Annotated in this window: 10 protein-coding genes; 3 read left to right on the top strand and 7 right to left on the bottom strand. The window is 65.6% G+C overall.

Translation table 11 applies throughout. From position 1 onward, the window contains the following. Positions 1 to 38: 38 nt before the first annotated feature. The 4 genes from FJ973_RS28315 to hisS form a co-directional block, all read right to left on the bottom strand. A complete protein-coding gene (locus FJ973_RS28315; protein ID WP_140558680.1) occupies positions 39 to 1,811 on the bottom strand; it encodes an AMP-binding protein in 1,773 nt (590 codons plus the stop codon). 215 nt (positions 1,812 to 2,026) lie between these two features. Further along, positions 2,027 to 2,725 carry an ATP phosphoribosyltransferase gene (gene hisG / locus FJ973_RS28310; protein WP_140498360.1) on the bottom strand — a complete coding sequence of 233 codons (699 nt, stop codon included), beginning with the start codon at positions 2,723 to 2,725 and terminating at the stop codon, positions 2,027 to 2,029. Beyond that, positions 2,722 to 3,843: an ATP phosphoribosyltransferase regulatory subunit gene (locus tag FJ973_RS28305; protein ID WP_140498361.1), complete on the bottom strand. Its 1,122-nt coding sequence runs from the start codon at positions 3,841 to 3,843 to the stop codon at positions 2,722 to 2,724. Before FJ973_RS28305 ends, hisG begins: the two co-directional genes overlap by 4 nt. 178 nt (positions 3,844 to 4,021) lie before the next feature. Then, positions 4,022 to 5,527, bottom strand: coding sequence for a histidine--tRNA ligase (hisS, locus tag FJ973_RS28300; protein ID WP_140558679.1), 1,506 nt, complete (start codon positions 5,525 to 5,527; stop codon positions 4,022 to 4,024). 249 nt (positions 5,528 to 5,776) lie between these two features. On the opposite strand from hisS, the gene FJ973_RS28295 reads away from it, so the two are divergent. Then, positions 5,777 to 6,028 carry a hypothetical protein gene (locus tag FJ973_RS28295; RefSeq protein WP_140515041.1) on the top strand — a complete coding sequence of 84 codons (252 nt, stop codon included), beginning with the start codon at positions 5,777 to 5,779 and terminating at the stop codon, positions 6,026 to 6,028. Between the two features lie 2 nt (positions 6,029 to 6,030). Here FJ973_RS28295 and FJ973_RS28290 read toward each other — a convergent pair whose 3' ends face one another. Continuing rightward, positions 6,031 to 6,669, bottom strand: coding sequence for a DNA-3-methyladenine glycosylase I (locus FJ973_RS28290; protein ID WP_140558677.1), 639 nt, complete (start codon positions 6,667 to 6,669; stop codon positions 6,031 to 6,033). Between the two features lie 214 nt (positions 6,670 to 6,883). Here FJ973_RS28290 and FJ973_RS28285 point away from each other — a divergent pair, with 214 nt between their 5' ends. Together FJ973_RS28285 and FJ973_RS28280 are read left to right on the top strand one after the other, a co-directional pair. Next, complete coding sequence (locus FJ973_RS28285) at positions 6,884 to 7,618, top strand: L,D-transpeptidase (protein ID WP_140515038.1); 735 nt, start codon at positions 6,884 to 6,886, stop codon at positions 7,616 to 7,618. Positions 7,619 to 7,870: 252 nt separating this feature from the next. Continuing rightward, positions 7,871 to 8,791: a bifunctional 5,10-methylenetetrahydrofolate dehydrogenase/5,10-methenyltetrahydrofolate cyclohydrolase gene (locus FJ973_RS28280; RefSeq protein WP_140524795.1), complete on the top strand. Its 921-nt coding sequence runs from the start codon at positions 7,871 to 7,873 to the stop codon at positions 8,789 to 8,791. Positions 8,792 to 8,805: 14 nt separating this feature from the next. Here the strand turns inward: FJ973_RS28280 and glcF are convergent, their stop codons facing one another. Together glcF and glcE are read right to left on the bottom strand one after the other, a co-directional pair. Further along, the gene (glcF, locus tag FJ973_RS28275) at positions 8,806 to 10,131 is read right to left on the bottom strand and encodes a glycolate oxidase subunit GlcF (RefSeq protein WP_140558675.1); all 1,326 of its coding nucleotides are present in this window, start codon (positions 10,129 to 10,131) and stop codon (positions 8,806 to 8,808) included. Positions 10,132 to 10,142: 11 nt separating this feature from the next. After that, complete coding sequence (gene glcE, locus FJ973_RS28270; RefSeq protein ID WP_140558673.1) at positions 10,143 to 11,348, bottom strand: glycolate oxidase subunit GlcE; 1,206 nt, start codon at positions 11,346 to 11,348, stop codon at positions 10,143 to 10,145. Between the last annotated feature and the right edge of the window lie 31 nt (positions 11,349 to 11,379).

Raw genomic sequence — 11,379 nt, 5'->3', positions numbered from 1 at the left:
TTCCTGCCCCGCGCAGCCCAACCCGACCCGCGCTCCCCTCACGCGGTCTTCTGCGTCACCAGCCCCAGTTCCTCGACCATCGCCTGGCGCATCAGGAATTTCTGCGGCTTGCCGGTCACCGTCATCGGCAATTCGGCGCGGAAGCGGATGTGGCGCGGAACCTTGTAATGCGCGATCTGGCCGGCGCAGAAGGCCTTGATCTCCTGCTCGGTGGCGATCTGGCCGGGCTTGAGCACAATCCAGGCGCAGAGCTCCTCGCCGTATTTGGCGTCGGGAATGCCGAACACCTGCACCTCCCTGACCTTGGGGTGCCGGTAGAGGAACTCCTCGACCTCGCGCGGATAGACGTTCTCGCCGCCGCGGATGACCATGTCCTTGACCCGGCCGACGATGTTGCAATAGCCCTCGGCATCGATCGTGGCGAGGTCGCCCGTATGCATCCAGCCGTCGGCATCGATCGCCTCGCGGGTCTTGTCCTCGTCGTCCCAATAGCCCTTCATCACGGAATAGCCGCGTGTGCAGAGTTCGCCCGGCGCACCGACGGCAACGGTTGCGCCATCGGCATCGACGGCCTTGACCTCGACATGGGGATGAACGCGCCCGACAGTCGAGACGCGTTTTTCCAAGGGGTCGTCGACGCTGCTCTGGAAGGAGACCGGGCTGGTCTCGGTCATGCCGTAGGCGATGGTCACTTCGGACATATGCATCAGCGACACCACCTTCTTCATCACCTCGATCGGGCATGGCGAGCCGGCCATGATGCCGGTGCGCAGGCTGGACAGGTCGAAGGCGGCGAAATCGGGATGGTCGAGCAGGCCGACGAACATGGTCGGCACGCCGTAGAGGCCGGTGCAGCGCTCCTGCGCCACGGCGTTCAGTGTCGCGCCGGCATCGAAGCCCTCGCCGGGAAAGACCATGGTCGCGCCCTTGGTGACGCAGCCCATCGTGCCCATCGACATGCCAAAGCAATGGTAGAGCGGCACGGGAATGCAGAGCCGGTCGTCCACCGTCAACCTGATCGCCGAGGTGACGAAATTGCCGTTGTTGAGGATGTTGTTGTGGGTCAGCGTCGCGCCCTTGGGTGCGCCCGTGGTGCCGCTGGTGAACTGGATGTTGATGGCGTCGTCCGGCTTCAGCCCCTCGGAGATGCGGTCGAGGCTGTCATGCTCGTCGCGCCCCGCCATCGCCAGCACATCGGCGAAATTGAACATGCCGGGCGAGTTCTCCTCGCCCATGCGGATGACGATCCGGAGCGCCGGCAGTTTCTGTGCCCTGAGCTTGCCGGGCGTGGCCGTCGCGATCTCCTGCGCCAGCGTCTCGATCATGCCGAGATAATCCGAGGTCTTGAAGCTGGCCGCGGTGACCAGAGCCTTGCAGCCGACCTTGTTCAGCGCATAGTCCAGCTCGGTGAGCCGGTAGGCCGGGTTGATGTTGACCAGGATCAGGCCGATGCGGGCGGTGGCGAATTGCGTCACCAGCCATTCCCAGCGGTTGGGCGACCAGATGCCGACGCGATCTCCCTTTTCGAGGCCCAGCGCCAGGAAACCGGCGGCCAGCGCATCCACCGTGTCGGACAGCTCGCTCCAGGTGAAGCGCTTGTCCTGGCCGACGAAGACGGCGGCATCGAGCGTGCCGTATTTGCCGGCCGTGTCGGAGAACAGTGCGGGAATGGTCTTGTCGAGCAGCGGCACGCCACGCTCACCCGAGACGTGCGCCTTGCCGTCGACGGGCGCGACAAAGACGCTGCCGGCGCGCGCCCCGCGTCCGCGCAAACTGGTGGCGTTCTTCAGCTCGTCGAGATTGACCGGCATCGCTCTCTCCTCCCAGAACATCCGAGCCTATCAGCCTGCCGGGACGGTGGAAATCCCGCCGAAGGTAGGGCCAAGCTTCGAAGGCGGACCGCGCCGCCTTCCACGGTCATAAGAATGGCAGGGTCGTGAGAATGGCGCAGAACGAAAAACCCCGCCTCGAAGGGCGGGGGGCGCAAATCATCACCATAGCAAGAACAAAATTTGTCCGCCGCCAGCTATCCCTTCACCGAGGCCATGCTGGCCGCTATGTCGCGCAGCATCGTCTCGTCGGCCGTGGAACGCGTCTTTCGCGATGCGACAAGACACGCCTGCGACCGCAGCACGACGCCGTCGACCAGCACCTTGAGATGGTTGGCGCGCAGCGTCGAGCCGGTGGTGGTGATGTCGACGATGACATCGGCAAGGCCGGCCGCCGGCGCGCCCTCCGTGGCGCCCAGGCTCTCGACGATGCGATAGACCTGGATACCGTGCTTCTGCGAGAAGAATTGCTGGGTCAGCCGCCAGTATTTGGTGGCGATCCTGAGCCGCCTTCCGTGACGCTGGCGGAAATCGGCGGCGACATCATCGAGGTCGGCCATGGTCTCGACGTCGAGCCAGATGTCGGGCACGGCCACCACGACATCGGCATGGCCGAAGCCGAGACGGGCGACGATTTCGGCGCGCGCCTCCCAGTCGGCGAGGTTCTCGCGCACGAGGTCCTCGCCGGTGATGCCGAGATCGACGGCACCTTGCCCGATCTCGCCCGATATTTCGGAGGCGGACAGGAAAACGACCTCGACATTGTCCATGCCTTCGACGCGGGCGTGATATTTGCGCTCGTCACCGGGCAGGCTGATGGCGAGGCCGGCTTTCGCCAGCACCTCCAGCGCCTGCTCCTTCAACCGGCCCTTGGACGGGATCGCCAGCGTGATCATGGCGCGTGCTCCCGCAATGCCTCGATGCGGTCGAGCCAGACCGAGAAGCCGACGCCGGGGATCGGCGTCTTGGCGCCGAGCAGCGTCAGCAGCCGGTCGTAGCGGCCGCCGCCGGCCAGCGGCCTGTCACCATCTTGCGCCGCGATCTCGAAGACGAGGCCCGTGTAATAATCGAGCGGCCGGCCGAAGGCCGCGTCATAGCGGATCTTTTGTGCCGGCAGGCCATTCGCCTCGACGGCCTTGGCGCGCGCCGCGAACTTTTCCAGCGCGGCTCCCAGCGAAAGCCCGGCGGCACCGGCAAAACTCTCGAGCGCCTGGGCCGCGCCGTCGAGCGGCACGTCGATCGCCAGAAAGGTCTTCAGCGCCGCGAAGGCTTCGTTGGACAGCCGCACGCTGCGCAGCTCGGCCTTTTCGATCAGCCGCCGCGCGATATCGGCCGGCGCGCGTCCGGCCGAAGCCGACAGGCCGGCCTGTTCCATGCCGCCGGCTATATGCGCGGAGAGACCGTCCAGGTCACCGTCGAGCACAAGTGCCGCGACCGGGCCGGAGAGCTGGCTGTTGCGCGGCGGGTTGGCGAGATCGGCAAGGGCTGCCTCCAGCATCGGCGCCGAGCCGAAGGCGCGGGCGAGCCGCATGCGCCAGCCGCGCGGCAGGCCGAGAGCCGCCAGCACCGCCTCGAAAATCGCCTGGTCGCCGAGTGTGATCGCGAGCGGCTGGCCCGGCAGCGCCAGGGACAGCAGTGCATGCGCATCGGCCACCGAACGGGCGTCGGCCGCAGCCGTGTCGCGGTCGCCGAGATCCTCGATGCCGGCCTGGAAGAACTCGTTGCCGCCTTCGCGGCGCTGGCGGAACACTTCGCCCAGATAGGAGTAGCGACGCGGCGTACCGGCCTGGCTGGCGATATGATCGAGGCAGACGGGAATGGTGAATTCCGGCCGCAGGCAGAGCGTCTGCCCGGTCTCGCTCTCGGTCAGGAAAATGCGGCGGCGCAAATCCTCGCCCGCCATGTCGAGGAACGGATCGGCCGGCTGGAGCACGGCGACCTCCACCGCATGCGTGTCGCGGGTCGCGAAGAGGCCGGCGATGTCGGCCGCGATGGCGGGATAGCGGGAGGTCATAGAGCCCATGGGCGCGAGGCACCCCCCTCTGTCCTGCCGGACATCTCCCCCGCAAGGGGGGAGATCGGCAGCTTCGAGCGCAGCGCCTTTTCTGCCACGACGGAGATTGGCGAAAGCATACGCGACATCCAATCTCCCCCCTTGCGGGGGAGATGGCCGGCAGGCCAGAGGGGGGTGCTCAAGCGCCACCCTTCGCGCGGTCGGCTGCCTGCGCCGCCAGGATCTTCCTCACCTCTGCCACCAGCTCGCTTTCCGCCACCGTGACCTGCGCCGGGCGGGCGGCACGCCATTCGGCGTTATCGGTGATCTCGGCCGACAGGCGCGCGCCTTCGATCAGGTCCTTGATCTGCAATTCGCCCTTGGCGCGCTCGTCGCCGCCCTGGATGATCGCGACCGGACAGCCGCGACGGTCGGCATATTTGAGCTGCGCCTTCATGCCGGCGCCGCCGAGATACATTTCGGAGCGGATGCCGGCGGCACGCAGCTCGCCCACCATCTTCTGGTAGCGGCCGAGGCTTTCGGTATCCCTGTCCATCACCAGCACGACGACCGGCGCGATCACGTCGGCGCTGTCGAGCTTGCCGAGGTTCTTCAGCGCCGTCATCAGCCTGGAAACGCCGATGGAGAAGCCCGTCGCCGGCACCGGCTCGCCGCGGAAGCGCGACACCAGCCCGTCATAGCGGCCGCCGCCGCCGACCGAACCGAAGCGCACGATCTGGCCATCCTCGTTGGGAATCTCGGCCAGGAGCTCGGCCTCGAAGACCGGGCCGGTGTAATATTCGAGACCACGCACGACGGAGCGGTCCATGGCGACGCGATCTTCGCCGTATCCCGCCGCCCTGACCAGGGCCTCGATGGTCGCGAGCTCGCCAACGCCCTCCTGGTAGACGGCGTTCGCACCGACGCTGGCATCCTGGCCGGCCTGCGCGTTTCGCGCCGTCGCCAGAAGAACCGCCTCGGCTTGCGTATCATTCAGCCCGGCGCCTTTGGCGAAGTCGCCCTCGCCTTCCTTGCCGCCGTCCCAGCGCCCTGGTCCCAAGAGAAGCCGCACGCCTTCCGGCCCGAGCTTGTCCAGCTTGTCGATCGCCCGCAGCACGGTCAGCCGACGACTCGTATTCCCTTCACCTCCGAGGCCGATCGCCTCGAGCACGCCGTCCAGCACCTTGCGGTTGTTGACGCGGATGACGTAGTCGCCGCGCTTGATGCCGAGCGCTTCCATCACATCGGCCATCATCATCGCCATCTCGGCGTCGGCCGCGACGCCCGGCGTGCCGATCGTGTCGGCGTCGAACTGCATGAACTGGCGGAAGCGGCCGGGACCGGGCTTCTCGTTGCGGAACACCCAGCCGGAACGGTAGCTGCGATAGGGTTTTGGCAGGCGCTCGAAATTCTCGGCGACGAAACGCGCCGTCGGCGCGGTCAGGTCGTAGCGCAGCGACAGCCACTGGTCGTCATCGTCCTGGAAGGAGAACACGCCTTCGTTCGGCCGGTCCTGGTCAGGCAGGAATTTTCCGAGCGCATCGGTGTATTCGATCAGCGGCTGGTCGGCGGGCTCGAAACCGTAGAGTTCGTAGACCGAGCGGATCGTCGCCATCATCTTCTCGACGGCGCGGATATCTTCGGCGCTGCGGTCGGCAAAACCGCGCGGCAGCCGCGCTTTCGTCTTTTCCGATTTGTCGGCCATGGATTCGCCCGGTGTTTCGTGTTGCTGAAAACTCAACAGCGTTGCGATTTTCGCAACGGGCGTGTCCTAACCGAACAGGTCCTACCGGGCAAGGCCGGCGGCAGGCGCTGTCTCCATGCATGCGAGAAGGCACGCGGGCGTTCGCCGAAACAAAAACGCACCGAAAATGAAACAATCCCGCCATCGGCGCGGCATCGTGCCGACATAATCGAGGCCGATACAGCACACCGCAATGAAGGGGTTCGGGACATGATGAGCGCGGTGGAGTTTCACGACAACAGGGATGCGGGCGACATGCCGGCACGCCTGCGCGCCGCAGATGTCCATGCTCCCAGGATGATCGGCCAGCCGGCCGGACCGTTCGAGGTACACGCCGATACCGGCAAGGGACCTTCCCTGCGCGACGCATTGGTGACCGGCCTGCTGGTGATCTATCCAACCGTCGCCACCGTGGTCGCGATCGTCGCCGGCCTGTTCCTGGGAAGTGCAAACGGCGCCTGAGGCTATTTCGGCCGTTTGAAAGCCTTCCGTTCTTTCTCGACCTCTTTGCGGCACACACACCCCTCGAGATGATCGTTGACCAGGCCCATCGCCTGCATGAAGGCGTAGACCGTGGTCGGGCCGACGAAGGTCCAGCCGCGCCTCTTCAGGTCCTTGGAAATGCGGATCGAGACCGCCGTGGTGGGATTGGCGCGCAGATGGCCGAGGTCGACGACCTGCGGCCGTTCCTCCTTGCCGGGTTCGAATTTCCAGAACCAGGCAGCGAGCGAGCCGAATTCATCGGCCATCTCGCGGGCACGCCTGGCGTTGTTGATGGTTGAGACGATCTTGCCGCGATGGCGGATGATGCCGGCATCGCCGAGCAGGCGCTCGACGTCCTTGTCGGTGAAGGCGGCGACCTTGTCGAAATCGAAGCCGGCGAAAGCGGCGCGAAAATTCTCCCGCTTGCGCAGGATGGTCAGCCAGGACAGGCCCGACTGGAAACCTTCGAGACAGATCTTCTCGAACAGCCGGCGGTCGTCCGCCACCGGGCGGCCCCATTCATGGTCATGGTAATGCAGGTAGTCGGGCAGATTGCCGTGCCAGAAGCAGCGCGAGACACCGTCGGGTCCGGCGAGAAGGCCGGTTTGTTCCTTGTCCATGGCGAGAATTCCATTCGTTAACGCGCTGGTTGCGCTGCTTTACCTTGGCTTTACCAGATTCCTGAACGCGGCGGTAACCACACCAAAAGGTTTACCGACAGTTCCGCATTTTACACATTCCGATTCATGTTTCGGTTGCTGTTCCCGCGCCAATGATCGCTGAACCGGGAGGTCGTTTCCACCCGGTTTGTCAGACGATCAAGGTGCTTTCCCGATGAAGAGAGTTTTGTTTTCCGTGCTCGGCGCCGTGGCTGCGTTTGCCGCAGGCGTCACACCTTCCACGGCCGGAGACCGCTATGCCGACAGACCGCCGGTGATGGTGAGCCCCGACCTTTCCGCCCCCTGGGTGCTGCAGCTTGGCCAAGCGCCGGGGATCGTGCGGCAGAACCGGCAGGTCGCGCAGCAGCCGCGCCCGCGTTATGCGCAGCCCGACCGCGTGCAAACGGCGGCCGTGCAGGCCCCGGCCAAGCGCATGGTCGCGCGCCCGCAGATCAATCCGATCTACCTGCCGCAGGAAGTCGCCTATGACGGCTCCCAGAAGCCGGGCACCATCGTCATCGATACGACCCAGAACTTCCTCTATCTGGTCGAGAAGGACGGCAAGGCGCGGCGCTATGGCGTCGGCACCGGCAAGCCGGGCTTCGAATGGTCGGGCACGCACAAGATCACCAACAAGCGGGTCTGGCCGGACTGGCGCCCGCCGGCCGCGATGATCAAGCGCGAGGCCGCCAAGGGGCGTTACCTGCCAACCTACCTGGCCGGGGGCATGGAGAACCCGCTCGGCGCGCGCGCGCTCTATCTCGGTAGTACGGAATATCGCATCCACGGCACCAACCAGCCCTGGACGATCGGCGGCGCCGTGTCGTCGGGCTGCATCCGCATGCGCAACGAGGATGTCGTCGACCTTTATGAACGGGTCGATGTCGGAACCACTGTCGAGGTGATATAATAGTTGCTGCGAATCACCCGATCCGGAAGCGCAGCGCTTCCCGGGATCGGAAGGAATAACGGGGGACGGGCCGTATGGGGATGCGGCCGGTCAGAAAGGGCGGCACGGGAAACCGTGCTGCCCTTTCCGTTTCGGACGAAGCACTGCCGCGCCCGCACGTCGCGCAAAAGGCATGACGGTTCGCATTCGTGCTGCCATTGCCGCTGTTCTTTTGCTATGGCAAGGCAACGCTCAGGTCAGAAGAGTCCGATCATGTCACTGTCCGACGACAGCCGCTATCTCAAGGGCGGCCCGGTTGCCCGGCGCATCATCGCCTCCGTGCGCGAGGATGCGGCGATCGCAAGGGCCGAAGGGTTCCCGCCCAAACTGGTGTCGATCACCGTCGGCGATACGGCGGCGGTGGATGTCTATGTACGAAACCAGCGCGCCAAGGCAGAGCTGGCGGACATCGATTTCGACGAACGGCGCTTTCCCGCCACCATCACCGCGGGCGAACTGGAAGCGGCGATCCACGGCCTGAACGCCGATCCGCGCGTTACCGGCATCATCATCCAGCGGCCGGTGCCGGCACATATCCCGATCAGGACGTTGCAGGCGGCGGTGCATCCGCTGAAGGACGTCGAAGGCATGCATCCGGCCTCGATCGGCAACATCGTCTACAACCAGCTCGATCTGGCGCCCTGCACGGCGGCCGCCTCGGTCGAGTTGCTCAAGGAAACCGGCCTCGACCTCAAGGGCCTGGAAGTGGTGATGGTCGGCCACTCCGAGATCGTCGGCAAGCCGATCGCCTTCCTGTTGATGAGCGAAGGCGCGACGGTCACGGTCTGTCACCACATGACGCGCTCGGTCGCCGCGCACGCGCGCCGCGCCGATGCGCTGTTCGTCGCCGTCGGCAAGCCGCGCCTGATCAAGGCCGACATGGTAAAGCCGGGTGCGGCCGTCATCGATATCGGCATCAATTCCGAGACGCTGCCGGACGGTTCCACCCGTATCGTCGGCGACGTCGACACCGACAGCGTGAAGGACGTGGCCTCCTGGATCACGCCGGTGCCGGGCGGCGTCGGCCCGATCACCGTTGCGATCCTGCTGCGCAACACGATGGTGGCGCTCAGCCGCCAGCGCGCGCTCTACGAGGCGACCTACGGCACGATCGACAGGCTGGCGGCCGAATAACGCCGGGGCGGCCCCTACTCAGCGGCGATCAGGCCGGGTTCGGCGACACCTTCCGGCCTCGGCCCGCCATAGGCCCAGTCGAGCAGCTTGATCGTATGCACCACCGGCAGCTTCGCGGCGGATGCGATCTGCGTTATGCAGCCGATATTGCCGGTGGCGACGACCGAAGCGCCGGTAGCCTCGATGTTTTTCACCTTGCGGTCGCGCAGCCTGGCCGAAATCTCCGGCTGCAGGATGTTGTATGTGCCGGCCGAACCGCAGCACAAATGCCCTTCGCGCGGCTCGCGCACGATGAAACCGGCTTTGGCCAGCAATTCCCTAGGCTGGCGGGTGATCTTCTGGCCGTGCTGCATCGAACAGGCCGAATGATAGGCGACGACCGTGCCCGGCTTGCGCACCGGTTCGGGCAGGTCGATGGCGGTCAGGTATTCGGTAATGTCCTTGGCCAGCGCGGAGACACGTGCAGCCTTTTCGGCGTAGGCCGGATCAAGCCGCAGCATGAAACCGTAATCCTTGATGGTCGTGCCGCAGCCCGACGCGGTGATGATGATGGCATCGATCCCGCCTTGTTCAATCGCGCGGGTCCAGGCATCGACATTTTGCCTTGCAGAAGCAAGGGCGGCTTGCTCGCGGCCCATGTGATGGACGAGCGCGCCGCAACAGCCCTCGCCCGGCGGCACCACGACCTCGACGCCAAGCCGCGTCAGCAGTGAAATGGTCGTGTCGTTGATGGCGGGATCGAGCACCGATTGCGCGCAACCGGTGAGGATGGCGACGCGGCCCCTCTTCGCCCCCTGCCCGGTATGGGTGCCCGGCGAAGCCATCGGCGATGCTCCCGGGATCGATTCCGGCGCGAGCTTGAGCATTGCGCCAAGCGGCTTCAATGCCGGGATCTTCTCGAACAGGCCGATGAACGGCTTGCCCAGTTTCGCCAATTTGAGCGCGGCGCGAAAACGCGGGGGATAGGGCAGGACGAAGGCCAGCATGGCGCGGGTCAGGCGATCGAGCAGCGGCCGCCTATAGGTCTGCTGGATATGGGCGCGGGCATGGTCGACCAGATGCATGTAGTTGACGCCAGACGGGCAGGTGGTCATGCAGGCGAGGCAGGAAAGGCAGCGATCGATATGGGTGACGATCTCTTTGTCGGCCGGGCGGCCGTTTTCCAGCATGTCCTTGATCAGGTAGATGCGCCCGCGCGGTGAATCGAGCTCGTTGCCCAGCGTCACATAGGTTGGACAGGTGGCGGTGCAGAAGCCGCAATGCACGCATTTGCGCAGAATCTTTTCCGACTCGGCGACATGCGGGTCGGCAAGCTGTGCGGGCGAGAAATTGGTCTGCATCTCTTGATGTCCTAGGCCATGCGGCCGGGATTGAGGATGTTCTTGGGGTCGAATTCGTGCTTCAGCCGCTGGCTGAGCGCTGCCAGTGAGGGAGCCTGCGGCTCGAACACCGGCAGGGCGGCGCGGTGCGAAGGAGCCGCGCGCACCAATGTCGCATGGCCGCCGCCATGTTTTCTCAGAAGTCCGCGCAGCAGCGTCGCTTCCGGGTCACCCTCCTCCATGCGCAGCCACACCAATCCGCCCTGCCAGTCATAGAAGGCGCTGACGGCGGCCTGCATGCGCAGCGTCAAAACCATCTGGTGCGCCTGGGCAGGCGCCATCGATACGCGCCAGAGCGGTTTGTCGTTGTTGTCCGCGAAAGGCCTGCAATCGCGCACGTCACGCCACAGGGCAGCTGACGCTTCGCTGCAAATCTCCTCCAGTGGTCCGGCATTTCCGAGCAACGCCTTCAGCGCGGCGATGCGATAGGCGACGGAGGGGCCAAAACCCTCCACCCGAAGCAGCGTGGCCGCATCATTGCCGAGCGCACCTGCGGCAACCCGTGCGGCAATCCGCTCCGGAAGGTGCGCGGCGCTCGATACTTCAGCACTGGAGCCGAGCGCCAGGGCCATGGCCGCGGCGGCCGCATCGTCGAGCAGGCCGCGGATGGCGAGCGTAACCTCGGTCTCGGCCGACGGCAGCACCTTGAAGGTGACGTCGGTGAACACGGCCAGCGTGCCCCAACTGTTGGCCATCAGCTTGGACAAGTCATAACCGGTGACGTTCTTCACCACGCGGCCCCCGGATTTGAAGGCCTCGCCGCGCCCGGAAACCACATGGATGCCCAGGATGTGATCGCGCGCCGCCCCCGCTTTCAGCCGGCGCGGGCCGGAGAGGTTCGCTGCAAGCGCACCACCAAGCGTGCCCTTGCCCGGCTCGCCGCCGAGCAGCGGGCCGTAGTCCATCGGCTCGAAAGCGAGTTGCTGGCCGTTTTGCGCCAGCAGCGTCTCGATTTCGGCCAGCGGCGTGCCGGCCTTTGCGGACAGCACCAGTTCGGCTGGTTCATAGAGCGTGACCCCGGCGAGCCTCGACAGGTCGAGCGTGTGCTCCGTCTGCAGCGGACGGCCGATGCCGCGCTTGGAGCCGTGACCGAGGATTTCGAGCGGCGAGCCTTCCGCCGCCGCCCAGGCGACGGTGGAGAGGACTTCGGAAGGGGTGATGGGAGTGAAGGTGGTCATGGCGCCGATGCGCAATATGCGGGAATGCCGC

The organism is Mesorhizobium sp. B2-1-3, assembly GCF_006442495.1.
In the GTDB taxonomy this organism is placed as follows: domain Bacteria; phylum Pseudomonadota; class Alphaproteobacteria; order Rhizobiales; family Rhizobiaceae; genus Mesorhizobium.
The sequence above is the reverse complement of the archived record's forward strand: the minus strand, read 5'-3'. Positions and strand labels throughout refer to the sequence as shown.

What these genes read in the sequence shown, in the direction of transcription:
- FJ973_RS28315 (WP_140558680.1), bottom strand. Translation starts at nt 1,811, where the DNA reads ATGCCGGTCAATCTCGACGAGCTGAAGAACGCCACCAGTTTGCGCGGA.
- hisG (WP_140498360.1), bottom strand. Translation starts at nt 2,725, where the DNA reads ATGATCACGCTGGCGATCCCGTCCAAGGGCCGGTTGAAGGAGCAGGCG.
- FJ973_RS28305 (WP_140498361.1), bottom strand. Translation starts at nt 3,843, where the DNA reads ATGACCTCCCGCTATCCCGCCATCGCGGCCGACATCGCCGGCCTCTTC.
- hisS (WP_140558679.1), bottom strand. Translation starts at nt 5,527, where the DNA reads ATGGCCGACAAATCGGAAAAGACGAAAGCGCGGCTGCCGCGCGGTTTT.
- FJ973_RS28295 (WP_140515041.1), top strand. Translation starts at nt 5,777, where the DNA reads ATGATGAGCGCGGTGGAGTTTCACGACAACAGGGATGCGGGCGACATG.
- FJ973_RS28290 (WP_140558677.1), bottom strand. Translation starts at nt 6,669, where the DNA reads ATGGACAAGGAACAAACCGGCCTTCTCGCCGGACCCGACGGTGTCTCG.
- FJ973_RS28285 (WP_140515038.1), top strand. Translation starts at nt 6,884, where the DNA reads ATGAAGAGAGTTTTGTTTTCCGTGCTCGGCGCCGTGGCTGCGTTTGCC.
- FJ973_RS28280 (WP_140524795.1), top strand. Translation starts at nt 7,871, where the DNA reads ATGTCACTGTCCGACGACAGCCGCTATCTCAAGGGCGGCCCGGTTGCC.
- glcF (WP_140558675.1), bottom strand. Translation starts at nt 10,131, where the DNA reads ATGCAGACCAATTTCTCGCCCGCACAGCTTGCCGACCCGCATGTCGCC.
- glcE (WP_140558673.1), bottom strand. Translation starts at nt 11,348, where the DNA reads ATGACCACCTTCACTCCCATCACCCCTTCCGAAGTCCTCTCCACCGTC.